Source organism: Nocardiopsis sp. TRM 82005 (genome assembly GCF_056312425.1).
Map to the genome: position 1 here is coordinate 1 of NZ_JBWDTQ010000013.1, position 16,502 is coordinate 16,502.

Annotated in this window: 13 protein-coding genes; 10 read left to right on the forward strand and 3 right to left on the reverse strand. The window is 67.1% G+C overall.

Annotation, left to right across the window (positions count from 1 at the left end; genetic code table 11):
• Positions 1-61: 61 nt before the first annotated feature.
• The gene (locus AC0T5L_RS10210) at positions 62-316 is read right to left on the reverse strand and encodes a glutaredoxin family protein (RefSeq protein WP_476165171.1); all 255 of its coding nucleotides are present in this window, start codon (positions 314-316) and stop codon (positions 62-64) included.
• Between the two features lie 436 nt (positions 317-752).
• On the opposite strand from AC0T5L_RS10210, the gene AC0T5L_RS10215 reads away from it, so the two are divergent.
• Positions 753-1,010 carry a hypothetical protein gene (locus AC0T5L_RS10215; protein ID WP_476165172.1) on the forward strand — a complete coding sequence of 86 codons (258 nt, stop codon included), beginning with the start codon at positions 753-755 and terminating at the stop codon, positions 1,008-1,010.
• 171 nt (positions 1,011-1,181) lie between these two features.
• Positions 1,182-3,314 (forward strand): sigma factor-like helix-turn-helix DNA-binding protein, encoded by a 2,133-nt coding sequence (locus AC0T5L_RS10220; RefSeq protein ID WP_476165173.1) that lies wholly within the window; start codon positions 1,182-1,184, stop codon positions 3,312-3,314.
• 185 nt (positions 3,315-3,499) lie between these two features.
• Here the strand turns inward: AC0T5L_RS10220 and AC0T5L_RS10225 are convergent, their stop codons facing one another.
• Positions 3,500-4,135, reverse strand: coding sequence for a hypothetical protein (locus AC0T5L_RS10225; protein ID WP_476165174.1), 636 nt, complete (start codon positions 4,133-4,135; stop codon positions 3,500-3,502).
• Positions 4,136-5,097: 962 nt separating this feature from the next.
• Here AC0T5L_RS10225 and AC0T5L_RS10230 point away from each other — a divergent pair.
• The 8 genes from AC0T5L_RS10230 (at position 5,098) to AC0T5L_RS10265 (ending at position 15,146) form a co-directional block, all read left to right on the forward strand.
• Positions 5,098-5,763: a Crp/Fnr family transcriptional regulator gene (locus AC0T5L_RS10230; protein ID WP_476165175.1), complete on the forward strand. Its 666-nt coding sequence runs from the start codon at positions 5,098-5,100 to the stop codon at positions 5,761-5,763.
• A gap of 93 nt (positions 5,764-5,856) precedes the next feature.
• Positions 5,857-6,642, forward strand: coding sequence for a hypothetical protein (locus AC0T5L_RS10235; RefSeq protein WP_476165176.1), 786 nt, complete (start codon positions 5,857-5,859; stop codon positions 6,640-6,642).
• Positions 6,639-8,600 (forward strand): hypothetical protein, encoded by a 1,962-nt coding sequence (locus AC0T5L_RS10240; RefSeq protein ID WP_476165177.1) that lies wholly within the window; start codon positions 6,639-6,641, stop codon positions 8,598-8,600. The genes AC0T5L_RS10235 and AC0T5L_RS10240 overlap by 4 nt, the downstream gene beginning before the upstream one ends.
• Before the next feature lie 338 nt (positions 8,601-8,938).
• On the forward strand, positions 8,939-9,412 hold the full coding sequence (locus tag AC0T5L_RS10245) for a hypothetical protein (RefSeq protein WP_476165178.1): 474 nt from the start codon (positions 8,939-8,941) through the stop codon (positions 9,410-9,412).
• A 104-nt stretch (positions 9,413-9,516) separates the two neighbouring features.
• Positions 9,517-10,818 (forward strand): hypothetical protein, encoded by a 1,302-nt coding sequence (locus AC0T5L_RS10250; RefSeq protein ID WP_476165179.1) that lies wholly within the window; start codon positions 9,517-9,519, stop codon positions 10,816-10,818.
• On the forward strand, positions 10,805-11,371 hold the full coding sequence (locus AC0T5L_RS10255; RefSeq protein WP_476165180.1) for a hypothetical protein: 567 nt from the start codon (positions 10,805-10,807) through the stop codon (positions 11,369-11,371). The genes AC0T5L_RS10250 and AC0T5L_RS10255 overlap by 14 nt, the downstream gene beginning before the upstream one ends.
• On the forward strand, positions 11,368-12,033 hold the full coding sequence (locus AC0T5L_RS10260; RefSeq protein WP_476165181.1) for a hypothetical protein: 666 nt from the start codon (positions 11,368-11,370) through the stop codon (positions 12,031-12,033). Before AC0T5L_RS10255 ends, AC0T5L_RS10260 begins: the two co-directional genes overlap by 4 nt.
• The gene (locus AC0T5L_RS10265) at positions 12,030-15,146 is read left to right on the forward strand and encodes a hypothetical protein (protein ID WP_476165182.1); all 3,117 of its coding nucleotides are present in this window, start codon (positions 12,030-12,032) and stop codon (positions 15,144-15,146) included. The genes AC0T5L_RS10260 and AC0T5L_RS10265 overlap by 4 nt, the downstream gene beginning before the upstream one ends.
• Here the strand turns inward: AC0T5L_RS10265 and AC0T5L_RS10270 are convergent.
• Positions 15,105-16,436 (reverse strand): Wadjet anti-phage system protein JetD domain-containing protein, encoded by a 1,332-nt coding sequence (locus AC0T5L_RS10270; RefSeq protein ID WP_476165183.1) that lies wholly within the window; start codon positions 16,434-16,436, stop codon positions 15,105-15,107. The two genes, AC0T5L_RS10265 and AC0T5L_RS10270, sit on opposite strands and share 42 nt — an antisense overlap.
• Positions 16,437-16,502 lie beyond the last annotated feature (66 nt).

The following is a 16,502-nucleotide window of genomic DNA, read 5'->3' on the forward strand; positions in this document are numbered from 1 at the left end:
TGCGAACGCCCGGTCCGCTCATGCAGCCAGCCGAGCACGCCCAGGAGTGGCGACACCGCCGTCAGATCAACGACAGCTCGCGGAGCTTGGCCTCGACCCGCGCGTTGTCCGGTTCGACGTGGTGGGTCCCGTCCGGGTAGACGACCACCGGGATGTTCGTCCGCCCCGAGATCTCCCGGGCCCGCTCCGTCGCCGCCGGGTCGTGCTCGACGTCGATGTACTCGAAGGGCACCGCCAGCTCGGTCAGCTGCTTCTTCGTGCGTCGGCAGTCCCGGCACCAGTCGGCCCCGTAGACGCGGATCGCCGCCTCGTTCATCCGTCCTCCCCTGGGGTGGTCACCACGCCAGTGTGCCCGACGGCCCGATCCGCCCACCTCCGGGGCGGTGAGTACCGCCGCCTGCACGGCGAGATCGGCCTGATCCCACCGGCGGAGCCCGAAGCCGGTACATGCCAGATCCTCCAGTAAAACCGGCACGAGACAAGGCAGGGCATGGCCGGAAACGGCCACACCCCGCCCGAACTGGCACAACAACTGTGCGGTGTCGGCCCGGAAAGCGCTGCGGGGCCCGTTCGTCATCAGGCCCGTGCATGATCAGGCCATGGAACGCTGTGACTTCCGCGGACTCCCCGTCGGCGGCGGCTGCGCGTGCTCGCTCGTGCGTGAGGCCCGAACCCCCTGCGGACAGGACGGTGGTTCCTCCCTGGATGATGCGCACTTTCCAGGGGGCACCATCCTCATCTCACCTCGCGGCGTGGTCCACCGCCCGGGCTGCCTGCACCAGTCCGACTCCGCGATCAAGGCGCCCTTGTGGGGCTGGATCCTCCAGCCCGGCCCGCGGTTGTGGCGCCGTCTCAGCGGGGGCTCTCCCGCCCAAGCCACGCACGGCAACACCGAGCGGGTCGCCACACGGCGCTGCCAGAGCTGCGACACCTGCTCGGTCCGGGAACAGCGGGTGTGCGGAGTGACGTCGTTGGACGCACTCCACGATTCCCGCGCCGCCGATGCCTGACGAGGTCAGCGGCTCTTTGGTCTGCCGACCCTGGTGAACACGTGTTTCTGGTCCTCATGGGTGTGCCGGGCGGGGCGGCGCATGTCCCTGCTGGACGAAGAACGACGGGGATGTCGTCTGGTACCCCTAACGTGGATCCCGCCCCCTGCCATACGAGCGAAAGACCCCCTCTTGACCCGACCCGTTGACTTCCGCCTCACCCACCTCGTGCCCGCCCTCGACCACGTCTGCGACGATCTGGTCGCCGAGGCGATCGGCCACCCCTCCCTCCCGGAGGAGCACTGGTGGCGACGACTGCGCCTGCCACTCGTGCTGGGGCGGGTCGGCGCCGACCACCTCGCCTCGGGGCTGGCACTGCTCGCTCTCCTGCGCTGGGAGGGGCAACCCCTGGGCGAGCTGATGCCCGCGCTGTACGTGTCCGGCATCGCGGAGACGGAGGGCGCGGGAAGCGCCGAGACGCACCGGTTCCTCGCCACTCCCCTGTGGCGGTTGACCGCGGAAGCGAACGCCGACGCCGCCCGGAAAACGGTCAAGGACGCCTTTCTGGCCGTCCTCGAACGGCTGCCACGGGACCTGGTCGGGGATGACCTCTCCGAAGGCCGCACGGACGAAGAGGCGTCCGAACCGCGCCGACCGGTCGAAGAACCCGAGCCGGCCCCTTCAGTTTTCACCCACACCGCGGAGTCGCCACCTCGTGCACCCGCGCCCGAGGGGTCCACCGCTTCCGTCCGGGAGGACCGCCCACGCCCCGGTCTCTTCCAGGACTCGGGGTCCTCGACCGGTACCGAGGAGACAGACTCCGCCAACTCCCTGCTCGCCGAGATCGACTCCTGGTTCGCGGTCGGCGACGAACGGCACCGGGCTGTGGCCTCTCGACGGATCTTCACCGACACACCCGACACCCTGGACACGATCGGCGCGAACTTCGGGGTGACCCGGGAACGCATCCGTCAGATCCACAAGCAGGTCGAGCAGGACCTGCGTTCCTGGTTGGAGTCACCCTTCGGCGAGTCCCTGCGCGCTCAGGTGGAATCGGTGGCCGCCGAACTGGGGGCGGCCTCGCCGCTGGAGGCCTTCTGGTCGCTGCGCCCCGAGCACTCCCTCACCGTGCCGTCCCTGGGCATCCCGCTGGGACGCGTCGTCCTTACCCTGCTGCCCGGACACCGCACCGTGGAGGGCTGGTTGGTAACCGAGGCGGCCGACACCCTCGCCGAACACGTGACCGGCCTGTTGGAGACCAGGACCGCCCTTCCGCTCGACGAGGCCCTGGGGTCGGCCCACGGGGCGGGGGTCCTCCCCACACACGCACGGATGTGGCTCGACACCCTGCCTCGTACCCGCGTCGTGAACGACCACCTCGTCCGGTGGGGACGCAGCCTTCCGGACAAGGCGGTCGCGGTCCTGTCCGCGATGGGTCGGCCGCTGCACGTCGACGAACTCATCGCCCACGTCGGCGGGGACTTCAACGAGTCCGGTTTCCGCGAACGGATCCGCAACGACGAGCGCGTCATGCGCCGGGACCGGCGTGTGTTCGCCCTACGGTCCTGGGGCGGGGAAGAGTACCTGGGCATCGAGGAGACGATACGCAGCGAACTGGAGCGTGCTGGTGGCGAGATGCACGTGACCGAGCTCGCCGAGACCATCACGAGCCGATTCGACATCTCGGACAAGTCCATCCGGGCCATGGCGGCGGGCAGCGGGTTCGCGCGTCCCCGCCCCGGCTGGGTCGGGCTCCTTGACGGCTCGGCGGCCAGCGCCCACAGCTCCTACCGCCCCCGGCGCACCGTCGAGCGGGCCCGGCGCTGCTTCCGGGACGCTGAGGGCACCTGGTGGCTTCGATTGGACGTCAACGCGGAGCACCTGCGCGGTTCGGGCTTTCCGATCCCCAGCGGCTTCGCCTCATGGGCGGGTATGCGTCCGGGAGTACGGCTGCCTGTGCTCATCGGCGCCCGCGAAGCCATGGCGACCTGGAAGAACCAGCCGTTGATGAGCTCGATCCGCCCCCTCCTCCATGAGGAGGACGCCGCCGAGGGCGACCACGCCTTCCTCACCCTCTCCCAGGACCGTGTGCTGTGCCGGGTACTCCCGGCCGACCCGGCACCGACCGATCCGCTGTCCCGTGCCCTGTACCTGGCCGGTGTGGCCAAGCCGCTCTCCGGTTCCGACGCGGTGACTGCCCTGGCCGCAGCGATCGGTCTGGCTCCCGACGCCTCCGCGCAGCAGGTCCGGGCACACCTGACCGACCGTGGGGACGGCGACATCCTGGCGGCTCTCGGTGCAGCGCTGGACGGAGACCACAGCTAACGAACGGGGGAGGCGTTCTCAGGACGGCGGGCAGGGACGAGGAGGCGGCCGTCGGGCGCCCCCTCAACGCGGGAGGAGGTGTCCTTGGACCCTGGATCGGCCCTGGTGAGAGGTCCGGTTGGGAGAGAACGCCGGGGAGCCGACCGCTTCGACCACCCACAAGGCCTCTGGTAGGCCGAACACCGTCACTTCCAGGTGTTCCCTCCCCAGAGCCAGTCGGGTTCAAGGCTGGTTCCCAGCGTCTCGCCCAGGGTCTCCTTCACCAACGGGAGAAGACAGCACCGGGCGACCCTGGGATGCGCACCCGCGTCAGGGCAGATGAGCACAGCGAGGACGCGCAACTGCAACGCCAGGGCCTTCGGGTCGGCGTTCAGGAACCACTGGAAGCACTTCCAGAGAAACCCCAGAGCCACCTTCGCGAGCTCCGTTCGCACCGACCCCCACCCTGGAGGCTCCTCCGCGGCGAAGAGCGCCTCCCCGGCGACCGCGGGCACCCTGTCGAGCTGGTCGCCGCCCCGGTCCAGGACGTTCGCGATCTCGGTCAGCAGGTCGCACCAGAAGTGTCCGGCCATCGCGCTGCCGTAGTCCGCGAAGGCGGGATCCTCCTCGGCGCGCTCCGTGGCGTAACGGCGCAGATCACGGTCGAACACGTCAACGTGGAGTCCGTTACCGAGCTCACCGACCCGGTTCCGTGTCTCCTTCTCGTCCGCGAGCCAGGTGACCAGGGCTGCGACGGCGACGCCGCCCCCGGCCTGTCGAAGGTACCGGGTCGGTGCTTTGCGGCCGTTCTCCCTGTGCCGTCTTCTCTGGTCCCACCACACCTGATCGGCCGACTCACGTAGGACCCTGACCGCCTCCGGCGGGCCCTCCGCACGTCTGAGGTGACCGATCCATCCGTGTTGACTTCCTCCGCAGGCGGAACAGACGCACCTGGGTTTCGTTGCCTGCTCACAGCGTTCACTGTGCTTCACGGAGCCTCCGGGAGAGAGCATGGGGGGGTGGCTCTGGGCACGACGGGCCGCTCTCCACAGTGCCTCTGTGGTGGTGGGGCCCGGTACCCCGGGAGCGGGCACTTTCCCGTGTCCTCAAGGGCAGGCGTTCCTGCCTTCCCAGAACAGGAAAGCGGGAGATACAAGAACGGACGAGGACCAGAGCGACGTTCCGAACAGGGTGTAACAGGATCTCCACCGGCCTGCCCAGGAGGAGGGTGTCCAGCGCTTTCAGGCCAACCCCGGCCAGGTCAAGTGTGCCGATCTTCAGGTCGCGAAAGTACAGCAACGTGTTACGGCCGCCGACGTCGAACAGATCCATGCGCCGCTGCTTGACGGCCTTGGCCATCAGGAACGCCGTGTCGGAGAGAGCACCAGGGTTCAGGGACATGGACCCGTCTTCCCGGAGCCCGGTCCCGTCGAGAAAGTGTGTGACCAGTTCGGAGCGTCCACATCCGGCCAGCTGACCCTGGTAGCGACCATCCACGTCAGCCGCCGCCACAGAACCGCTACGTACCCCTCGCGCAACCCACGTTCGTGGGACGTACATAAGTTTCATTTTCGATACCACACCTGCGATTTCACCGAAGCGAAAGAGCAAGGAGCGCTTCTGGAACCACTTCTCACGCAAAGTGCAGGCCATCAGAAAATAGAACTAGCGTACGGTTTTTCAATCACGACTGATCCACGGCATCCGCATACCCCACCTCTGCCCTCTGGGAATGTCCGACGCGTTTGACACAATCCTGGTCGCCGCCCACTTTCCCGTCAGACCGGAGGGTATCGACGTGAACTTGCGAGAGAGCATTTCCACCACCGACTGGAACGAACTCGTACTCGGTGGAGCCCGCCGCGCCTTCACTCCCGGCGTACCCCTGATGCACCAGGGAGAGTCCTCTACCTTCGCCATCGCGCTGACCGAGGGCACAGTCAAGGTCACCGAGGACACGATCGACGGCCGACAGGTTCCCCTGGCACTACGCGGCCCGGGCGAACTGCTCGGCGAGATGGGCGTCCTCCTCAACGAACCCCGCAGCGCGTCGGTGTGGCCCACCACCAGGTGCGTCGGCCACACGATCTCCGCACCGGCGTTCCGCTCCCTCGTGGACCGCTGCGACCTGCACGGAGCCATCTACCGACTCTCGGTCACGCGTTCCCGCCAGAGGGAGCGACACCTGCGCAATCTGCTGTGCCACGCTCCGGACGTGCGGATGGCTCGCTTCCTCGCCGAACTGGCGAACGAGGTCGGCGAGCCACACGAGGGGACCACGGTCATCCACATGGGGATGGACCGCGAGGAACTGGGTTTCATGCTGAAGATGAGCCGGGCCACCGCGAGCGAAGCCCTTCGACGCCTCAAAAACCTCAATCTCCTAGAAATCGGACGCAAGGTCATCAAAGTACTGAATCAGGCCGGCCTGGAGAGCTACGCACCACAGGAACTGCGCGATGTGAGCTGATCCACTCGGCAACGTCCAGAATCAGACGGTCCCGCCAGAGAAGTCGAACCATGCTCTTCCTGTCACCAAGAAACCGTTCTTCCTGGAGGGGACATGAACATCTGGAAATGGGAGAAGCTGTGGCCCTACCGGGCCGTCGTGGCGGTGGACGCACGCGACTTCAGCTCACTGAACAGCACCGGGATGCAGCAGGTCAACCAGGACATCCGCACTCTGCTCTCCGAGGCCATGTCCACGATCGGCCTCAGTTCCTCGTGGGAGCGGCGCTACTTCGGTCAGCACACCGGCGACGGCTACGTGGCGGGGGTCAGCCCGGAGTGCCTGCCCGCGTTGGTCGGCTGCTTCCCCCGGTCCCTGCACGAACTGCTCCGCAACCGCCCGCGCCCGGACGGCAGGCCGCTCCAGCTGCGGGTGAGCGTCCATGTCGGCCCGCTCCCGGACAGCGGTATCGGCGACCCGATGGTGCAGACCCACCGTCTCCTGGACGACAGCAGGCTTCGCGGTCTCCTCTCACGGGCCACTCCCGAGCTCACCCCGCTGGCGATGATCGTCTCCGAACGCGCCTACGAGGACGTCTTCGCCAGCGGACAGCCCACCGGCGGGGTCGGCCCGGAGGAGTTCGCCCGGAGTCTGGTCCGCGTCAAGGCCTTCGAGAAGCCCGCCTGGGTCCACGTTCCCGGCCTGGACTGGAGGCTGGCGGACCCCGGGCTGCTGATCTCCGAACCGCCGGTTCGCAAGGAACCGGAGCAGGCGGAGGCCGCCCAACAGAGCGCTCCGGTGTCACCGGTGTCCTTCATCAGCAACGGGAGCGGACCCGTTGCTCAGGGACAGCAGCAGACCTTCCACAACTTCGGCGGCTATCCGGGAGGTAACCGATGACCGAGGACACCGCGACCACGACCGGGCAGGCCTCCTCCCAGTCCCAGTTCGATATGGACGTCGCGACCGGGGGGCAGGGGTTCCTGGGCCAGTACCAGTACTTCTTCGAACGGGGCTTCCTGCCTCCCACCCCTGTCGAAGAGCCCGAGTTCGCCCTGTTCCAGGACGGCCTGTACGTGGAACCGGACGCCACCGAGAACTGGAGCGTTCTCCCCGAGTACCTGGCGGACAACGGTGTCCTGGTGCTCAAGGCCCCTCCTGGCACGGGCCGACGCACCACCGCGCTGTGGCTGCTGCGCACGGTGCTGGGTTCCGAAAGGCAGTTCGTGGACCTGGAGGCGGACTGGCCCAAGCCGGAGGTCAGGCTCCTGCCCCAACTGGCCAAACACGGATGCATCCTCGACATGTCCTCACCTTCGGACAAGGAACCCGACGATCGCTTCGGACAGGCACTCGCTGCCTACGGCGAACAGGTTCGCGGGAACGACCAACTCCTAGTCGTGATCACCAATCCCGACGTGTGGAAGGGAAGGTGGACCGAGGGCGCACGCCCCTTCACGGTCGATCTCTCAGCACCTGACGGCCGTGAACTCGTTCGACGCCGCCTGGACGAGCAACGTCGGGATGATCTCGTCAAGTGGCTCGACGGAAACCACCTGACCGAGGTCTGGAAGCACAAGCCACGCGCACTCGACGCCGGGAACCTCGCCGAGCACCTGCTCCGCCTGAGCGATTCGGACGACCCCAGCAGTGAAATCGCGGCTCTCAGCAACCAGTTCACCGGCTGGCGCTCGCGTATCGAGGAACTGCTGGCCCCCAAGGATGACTTCGACGGCATCCAGCACGGTCAGGCGATCGCACGTTCCGTCGTCTGGTCCGGGGCCCTGCACGAGGGTTGCCGCCCCCAGTCCGTCATCCAGAGCTCCGACCGTTTCCTGGACGCGGCCGGTGTGAAGCGCAGCGATGCCGACGTCTTCACCGAACCCTCCGCGCTACACAAGCTCCACCTGGCCGGCGTGGAGGAGGAGAACGGCCTCGCCCGTTTCGAGGAACGTCCCGAGGCCCTCGACATGGCGGTGCTGAACCATCTGTGGGCTGGTTACAGCAGTCGACGCCTCACGCTCAGGCGATGGATCAAGGACGTCCTGCAGTCCGGTGAACTGAACGGGGACGAGACACGCCTGGTCGCACACCGTGTGGTCGACCTCGCCGTGACCCACTCCGACCGTGCTCTGTTCCAGACCCTGCGCGAATCCCTCGTCGGCGAGCACCACCCTCTGGCAGTGGAGGTCCTCACCAGCGCGTCTCTGGCCTCCTCGTCCGGCACCTACATGCGCGGTCAGCTCTACAACTGGGCCAAGAACCAGTCCGACACCGACACCCTGACTCTGGTCGCCGACATCTGCGGCGGCGAACTGGGCGTCCACAAGCCCAAGGTCGCCCTGACACGACTGCGCCTGGTCGCGGCGAACGCCTCCTTCGGGTTCGAGCCCCTCCGTGACGCCCTGGCGAGGATCCTGGCGAGGCACACCGACGTCAACGAGCCGCTGCGCGAGTGGTTGGAGAAGCCCGACAACGACCGCGCCCGCCTTGGCACCCTGCTCGCCCTCGCCCACAGCGGTCCGGGCTCCCGAGTCCTCCTGGGTGAGAGTGCCGAGCGCCTTGCCGAGGGCTCCCACAAGGACTCACTGTCCGGCTCACTGCGTCTCCTGATCAGCCACAAGGAAGCCGGGCTCTCCACTCACCATGCGCTGGAGCGTTGGGGAGAGCAGGTGAAGGCCGGTCACTTCGGTGACTTCGGCGACGAGGTCACCGACCTGCTCGTCGATGCCTACAGTGGCCCCATCCTCCACTCCGTCGGCCAGGAGTACAAGTACGAGGACCCCTACTGGCTCAACCTCTGGGACCGGGCGGTCGCTCGCAGCCTGGGTCGGCCGGAACCCTCAGTCCACACATGATCACCTCCGAGAACAACGGCAGGCGGGTGCGGATCCGCACCCGCCTGGCCACAGCCATCCCGGGTGTCTCCCTACGGATGTACGGCCATGTCCGCTACCGGACGAAGCACCGGACCACCCGTGCCGAGCGCCCAGCTCTACGCCTGGCCGCCACCCACTCGGTGTACCTGATCGCTCGTGACCTCACCCGAACTTCCCTACCCGGTGAGGACCATGCCCTCGGTGAACGTGTCTCCCTGGCACTCACTGACTGGCGGAAGTCACCACTCAGGGAATCCCCCGGACTCCAGGTCCGGGCCCGGGTACGGCTACGCCTGTCCCGAGCGGACCGCGAACGGGTGAACGAATACCACACCGCCCGCCGCCTGCGGCACGGTGATCTGGCCTTCCAGAGCGACCGACTCGATCACTTCTCCCGCAGGATCCTCCACAACACCGCCAGCGCACGTCTGTGGTGGGTGGAGAACCACGGCGTGTCCGAGGAGGCGCAGAAGGCATTCGACACGCTGTTTCTCCCCCTTGTCGGTAACGGCGACTGTCCACGGGACAAATCGACCAAAATTGCCGAAATCATCGCTTCCGCCATCCGTGACCGAGAGAACAAGCCGGGCGACTACAAGAACCTGGTCATGACTGTCGACGCTCTGCTCAGAAGGGCCGGACAGTCGGAACTGGCCGATCAACTCGACGGAGAGCAGCATGAGTCCGCAGACGATGTACCTGCGTCGTCTTATCCGTATGACATGCCCTCCAACGGCACCGCTCCACGTGCAGGGAACCCACCTGGAGACGTACCGCCACGTAGCAGGTAATTCCACAAAAGGCCGACATGGAAAACCCGCTTCTGTTTGACTGACATCCGCCCCATGTTCCTCTCCCCGCTCGAGCACTCACCCGAGAGACCGACAACCTCATCGTGCAGCCCGACCTCTTCTCCGACAACGATCCCGACCACTCGGGCAACGAGCACCTCGCTGCCTTCATCGCTCCCCTGGCCAAGGACAGCGATGCCGTCATCAAGGACCCCGGCCTCCTGGAAATCGCCGAAGCGGTGTTCGCCGCGTACTCGGCGACCGCCGCGGAAGGCGGTCTCAGCCGAGGAGAGCTGTGGAACGCCTGCTCACACCTGTGTGACGAGGAAGTTTTCCAGCAGCGCTTCACCACGTTCCGCAAGCTGCGCATGCTCCTCCCGGCTTTCCGCAAGGAACGCGAGGACCACTACATCCTGCATCCGATCAGCATGGCCGGAGTGCTCGTCGCACAGCGCCTGCGGGACCGGGGTGGAGTGTCGGAGATCCTCGCCCTGCTCGACGGCACGCGCACCGCCATCGAACACGGCGCCGGGGAGGAGGACGTACGTGCCTCTCTGGTGCGTTGTCGGCGCATGCTCACCGTCGTGACGGATCACCTGTCCGCGATCGTGTCCACCCGCCCCCTGACCGAGCTCATCCGGGAGCGTCGACACCACGAACACCCGGAACTGATGTCACACGTGGAGTCCCTGACCCGCATGGTCACCGAACTCTTCCCCGCCCTGGACGGGATGGCCGTGACGGTGACCACGTCGGCTCAGCGCTACGTCAGTGCCTGTATTCGTTTCCTGGGCCGACTCCTGGACGAGGGCGCGCGCAGCGAGGACTTCCGGATCCTGCACCACGAGCAGTACCTTACCGCGGCCATGGAGGCTCCACCGGACCTGTTGGCCGAAGTGTTCACCCATGTTGTCGTGGACCTACCTGACCCGGGCGTCTTCGAGTCCGCCGTGGTGGAGGCGGTCAAGGAGCTCAACCCCGACGAGCAGCCACAACCCAAGCCCGCTCGTGTCGAACATCCCGTGGCCACCGACGACCCGCTCGCCCGCATCGAGGACAAGGTCCGTTCCAGACGCGACGAGGCACGTAGGGTGGCCGAACTCGTTCTGGACGAGCGTCCGAACACGTCGTTGACGGACTACCTGCGTTCCCTCGGGTGGCCTGAGGCCGCCAAGAAGCTGACACAGCTCATCAACGAGGGCCAGGAGAAGGACAGTCCCTACTGGGTGGCCACGATGGACGACCTCTACGTCAGCTCTGTTGACGGCATCACCTACCTGTCGGAGGCAGAGCTCAAACGTGCCCCCGCGGACCCACCGATGCCGCCAATCCCGCCGACTTTCGAAACCACCTCGGCCGCCGATGGTGAGGAGAACGAGGAGGGGCAAGGCGATGGCCGAACATGACAGGAGGACCGCGCGCCTCACGCTGGCTCGTATGCGGGCCACCGGTGTGTCCGCCCAGGACTCGTACGGTGTCCCCGATCAGCTGGTCGGCGCCGCCCTGCTCACCGGACGCAGGCTGGTCGAGGTCTCCCACCACGGCCTCTCCCGGCTGGCTCTGGGCTGGCTCGACGGCCACGAGCCCTCAACCGACCCCGGCTCGGGGATCATCCGTAGGAAGGCGCCCCAGACGGAACTGGTCGTCTTCGCCGCGTGCCTGGGCTGCTGCTGGCCCGACGTCCACGACCATCCCTGGCCCGGCGAACCGTGTGACGAGGATTTGCTCCTGGAAACGGTCGCCGTGGCCCGAGGCAACCGCAGCAGCACCGCTCTGGGCGGTTACCGGACCGCGCTGGGTCATCTGTCCGAAGCTCTGTGGATTGAGCGGAAGAGCGGAACTATTCGCCTCGGTCCGAAGACCGCCGTGTTGACCAGCGCCCAGGTGGACATCCTGCGCAGCGTTCACGAGCTACTTCCACGTCCAGTGAACACGGACCCGAACGAGGAGGGCACATGAGTGTGTTCGGTCGGCTTTCTCCCCGGCTCCAGACACAGGTGCTCGATGCGGTCGCCGCGGTCGAGAGTTCCGAAACCCCGGTGCCTGAGCGTGCCTTCCAGGCCCTGCTGGACCCCGACCTGCGCGCGTGTGTGGCCGAGTGCCTCGACAACGCCGGTCGTGTGCTGGTATGCGTCGATCACGGGTACCTGTCGGGATACGCCGATGACATCGCCGACTCCCTCGTCGAGGAGGGCATCGGTCTCCTCCCCGCGCGGGAGCGGTCAGTACTCACGCTGGTGCTGTTGCACTGCGTCGCCATACCCCGCGCCAGGGGACGCCTCGCGGAAACCTCCTGGAGCGGTGGCGAACCCGTGCTGCGGGGAACCCTCAAGCACTCCCAGATACCGGACGGCGTGGTGTCGCGCTCCCTGCGTCTGCTGGCTCATCGGCGGTTGGTGCGCTTCGCCGGGCAGGGCCAGAGCCACGTGTGTCCCGGTTCCGCCCTGGACCGGCTCACCCCCGCCGCTCAAGCCCGTCTGTGGGAACAGTTGGTCCTGGTCGCCGATCCCCGCGGGACCATGGCCCAGGTCATCCGGCGCCGTCATTCGGTCGGCCTGTCAGAGGACCCTCCCACCACCCTCTTCTCCGCAGCACACTCCCGTGAGGAGAAAAGCCCGTGACCCTGTTCTCCACCCAGGAAGACCACCCTCTCGAAGGACGCGACAGCAGAACCGGTGTGGTGGGCGCGCGACGCCTGGTGGCCGTCCAGACCTTCGACATCGGCAGGTTGACCACCCATCCGGTTCCCATCGTCCCCTCCTCGTTCGTGGCGGTCTCCGGTGAGGGCCCCAAGCACGACTCCAACGGTTCGGGCAAGACCACCTTCCTCAGTGCCGTCTCCCTCCTGTTGGGTGATCCCCAGTGGCGGCTGGAACGGGACGGCCAGTACGCCGCCAAGCTCCTGTTCAGCCCGGAGGCAGCCGGGTTCGGACGCTGGCGGTCCGGGTTCGACCACGGCTACATCGTGGGCGTCTTCCTCTCCGACGAGGGAGACGACCCGTTCACCGTGTGGGTTCGCATCGGCAACCGACCCCCGTACGTGCGGATGCGCTGGGTTCCCGGTCTGCACGTGGCGCATTCCGACACCGAACAGGCCCGGATGGAGGAGGCCGACACCCTCTGGGATCAGCTGCCGAAACAGAACGAGCGCGGAGCACGGAACCTGGGCTCGGAGCTGTACGGGGAGGCTCCCCGGTGCCTGGCCTACCTGGACACTCCTATGAGACCCCCCGTGCCCTCCCTGCTCTCCCAGCAGATGACCTCGATGTCCCCCGCCGACATCGGACAGGCACTGATCGCTCTGACCGGGCGTGAACACCTCCTGACCGAGGAAGTGGAGGACAGGCGCAGGTTCGCGGTGGCGTCCGGCCAGCTCCAGCAGCGGCTGGACGAGGACCGCCGCAGCCGGATCATCGAGGAAGAGCAGCTGTCCATGGTCCAACAGCGGCACGAGGCCAGGACGAGACTGAAGGACGGCGAACGCCACTGGGAACTGCACCTGGCGGCCGGTTTCCTGGAGAAGCGGGGCGACGACAGGAGGGGCGCGGAACGCCTGAAGAAGATCGCCGATGACCTCCATGACGCCGAACAGGGTCGGGAACGGGCTCAGGAGGCACTCCAGGTCCTCAAACGGCGCAAGGATCTGAAGGAGCGTCTGGGCGAGGCTCAGAACGTCCGGTACCAGATCGATCAGCGAAAGCAGGCCAGCACCCAGGAGCGGGGCAGGCTCGAAGGGGTCCGGAACGCTCTGCTCGACCGCCGACGTGAGCTCATCGACGCGGCGCAGGGTGACACCGGGATCCCCGTCGAGGAGTGCCGGTCCCGGCTCCGCCAGGCCGACGAGCGGTTGACCTTTGCGGCGACGGATCGCAAACGCGCCGAGGAGAACCTGACCGCGGCGACCGAGCACCTGGATCGGGTGACCGACGGGCGGGACGGAACGGTGGGGGAAGCCCTCGCCGCACTCACCCACGCGGGGGTACGAGCCTGGGGTCTGCTGGACTGTCTGAGTCTGGCGGAGCAGGCCCGTAGGGTGTGGGAGCCCCGGCTGTGGCGTTTCCGCAACGCCGTCGCCGTGGCCCCGCAGGACGCCGACCGCGTCCTCGGCTCGCTCTCCCAGCACCCGGGGATCTCCGTGGTTCTCACCGACCCTCTGGGCAGTCCTGGCCACGCGCCTGTCGAAGGGATCAGTTCTCCTGTTCCGCTGACGGGGTTCCTCCACGCCGTCCAGGAGCGCTACTCCCACGAGGGCTCACCTGACAGGTCCGGGGACACGGAGCTGGGCGAATGGGTTCTGGGTGGGTTCACCGACCCCGTCACCGGCAGGGAGGCGCGGTTGGCCGCGGCCCGACGGGCCTACGAGCAGGCGCGCACAGCGCTGGAGGAGGCGGCCCGCACCCACACGAAGGCGATCGAGGCCAAGAAGCACGCCGAGAAGGCGCTCGAGTCGGCTGTGGCCGCCTCCGAGCTCGCCCGGTGTAAAACCGAGTTGGTCACTGCCGAGGAGAAGGTCGCCGAAGCCGCGGAGCGAACCGCTTCCCTGGAGGAGGAGTGGAACCGCGCCGACACCGCCTACACACGCGCGAAAAGCGCTCTGGACAACCACACCAAAGACGTCGAACTCGCGGAGCAGGCCCTCAAACAGTACGAAGAACAGGCCAAAGGACTGGCCAAGCGACACCAGGAAGTGAGCAAGGAGCGGGAGAACATCGGGCTGGAGGCCTGGGAACAGGCATGGCAGCGCAGTGTCGAGAGCGCGAGCCACCTCGTCTACTCCCCGGAGGCGACCGCGGAGGTCGCCCGCTCGTCCGACGCCTGGCGCGACCGTGCGGTAGGTGCCCTGAACGGGGCTCTGGCCCGGATCGCTCCCCAATCGGCCACCGCTCCCGTAGAACTCACCACACTGCTCAACAACGACCACAGGCTGTCCGAGCGTCTTCGTCCCAGCGCCGACCGCGAGGAGTTCAAGATCGTCACCGGCCCCCTCCGGGACTTCCTGGACAGCCAGCGCGATCTGGACGAGGTCCTGGAGGAGCGCATCGCCAGCAATCGCGCCGCCCGGGAACTCGCCATCGGAGAGTCCCGCCAGGAGGCCGAGTCCCTGGCCCTCGCCCTGGACAAGACCCGGCAGATGGTGGAGGGGTCCATCGACCGGGCCATGGCCAGGATCCGCGAACGCTTCAACGAACTCGACCTCAAGCGGGAAGGAGGGTTCGGCGCGACCCTGGACATCGATGTGCGCGCCCCGTCCGAGGAGTCACCCGGGTGGACCGTCAACGTCACCCCGAAGTGGATGCGGTCACACCAGGGCGGCTACATCTCCTACCGCCAGGTGGCCAACGGCGCGCAGATCAAGGTCTTCGCCATCCAACTGGCCCTGGCCGCGCTGTTGGCCGACGACGAGACCCCGGGGCGGGTGCTCATCCTCGACGAACTCGGTAACAGCCTGGGGGACGAGAACCGCAAGGACGTGCTCCGGGCGCTGCAACAGGTGGCGGTGGACAAGCAGGTCACCATTCTCGGCACCTGTCAGGACAGCGTGATCCAGGACGCCGCCGGGCACTGCGGGCAGATCCTGTGGTTCCACCACGCCTCGCCCAACGATCCCCACAACCGGCCGACCCGTTCGTGGGGATACGACAAGCGCTCCCGGCGGGTGGAACACATCGCCTACTGGCTACGGGCCAACCGTTCAGGACTCGGCACGGTGGGCGTCGAGGACCTGGTCGAGTAGTCCCGGCAGGAGGGGCAGGACCTTGGGATGCTGCCCCTCCTGTTCGAGGACCTTCCCCGCGTGTTCGGGATGGCTGGCGATCTGTTCGGTCAACGGCTTCAACCCGGCTGGGACCCGGTCGAGCAGCGAGTCGGCCAAGGCGATGTTGTCCTGACGGTTCTTCTCGGCGATGCGCAGGTAGGGGCCGTACAGCCAGTAGTGGGCGTCCATTCCGACGGGATGCACCGGACGCCCGACGCGGCGCTCGATGTCCACGATGATGCCGATGCCGGAGGCGTCCAGGTCGCCCCATGCGGCGACGGGTAGCGGGGCCAGGAGACGGAGGAACTCGATGACACCGGTGCTGGCCTTCCCTTTGCCCCACACACAGATCCATTCCCGGGTGATGCGCTCCTCCTTACTCACCACGTGGAAGGTCTGCTGGTTCTCCACCACGAGCACCCCCACCGCTCCAGCGGTTTCCACGGCACCCATGATGCGTACACCGTTGGAGGGCAGCGCCACCCACGGCCGGGCCGCACGCGCGTCGGCCAGAGTCGTCCCGTCGAACCAGCTCAGTGGACCGCGCACCCGGATGTCGTAGTCGACTCCCTCGAAAAAATCGGAGAAAGGCGCTCCCATGAGGTTCTCGAACGCTTGGATACGTGCCGGAGACCTCCAGTTCTCCTTGGTCCCCCTGCTGTGGGCATGTGAATGCGCCAGGGCCTCGGTGGGCACCGGCGTTCGGGTGCGGTCGTGCTCGGTCCACCACCAGTGCGCCAGACGCAGCGCGAACTCGTAGGGGGACCAGGACGAAGTCCCCGTCTGCGAGCTCTCCGGGGCCGACAAGGGAGCGTCGAGGTCCTGTGCCGCCAGGAGTACGTACTCATCCTTCAGTTGTTCGACTTCGGAGATGAGTTCGAGCAGAGCCCCGCGTGCCGTAGCCGGTTCTTCGTTTCCGGTCAGGTCCCTCAGCTTGTCGGGGGCGAACTGGGCCCACGCATCGCTTAGGGAGAACGAGATGGGCACGCCCACGCGCCGATGGTCGTCCACGGGGACGTCGACCGTGATCGCCCCGCATCGGACCAGTTTCTCCAGTCGTGTCCCGGCTTTCGCGCCCCAACGCGTCTCGATGCCCTTCCACAACCGCTTGCCATGGCCGGTTTTGAGCAGCCAGACCAGGTCCTTCTTGGACAGATCAGCCGGAGGGTCGAAGCCCTGTCCCCGGTGTTCGGCGGTGAGGGTGACCCGGCGCACTCTCAGCCGCCCCTTACGGTCGCGGCCAGGGCCCTTTCCTTCCGGGTAGGTCACGAACGCCTCGATACCTGGAGGAAGTGAAAGCGGTACGGATTCTGTGGGCACGGAGTTCCTACCTTT

Bases quoted from the DNA above. Each gene is read 5' to 3' on its own strand.
- AC0T5L_RS10235 (WP_476165176.1), top strand. From the start codon at position 5,857: ATGAACATCTGGAAATGGGAGAAGCTGTGGCCCTACCGGGCCGTCGTG.
- AC0T5L_RS10210 (WP_476165171.1), bottom strand. From the start codon at position 316: ATGAACGAGGCGGCGATCCGCGTCTACGGGGCCGACTGGTGCCGGGAC.
- AC0T5L_RS10260 (WP_476165181.1), top strand. From the start codon at position 11,368: ATGAGTGTGTTCGGTCGGCTTTCTCCCCGGCTCCAGACACAGGTGCTC.
- AC0T5L_RS10240 (WP_476165177.1), top strand. From the start codon at position 6,639: ATGACCGAGGACACCGCGACCACGACCGGGCAGGCCTCCTCCCAGTCC.
- AC0T5L_RS10255 (WP_476165180.1), top strand. From the start codon at position 10,805: ATGGCCGAACATGACAGGAGGACCGCGCGCCTCACGCTGGCTCGTATG.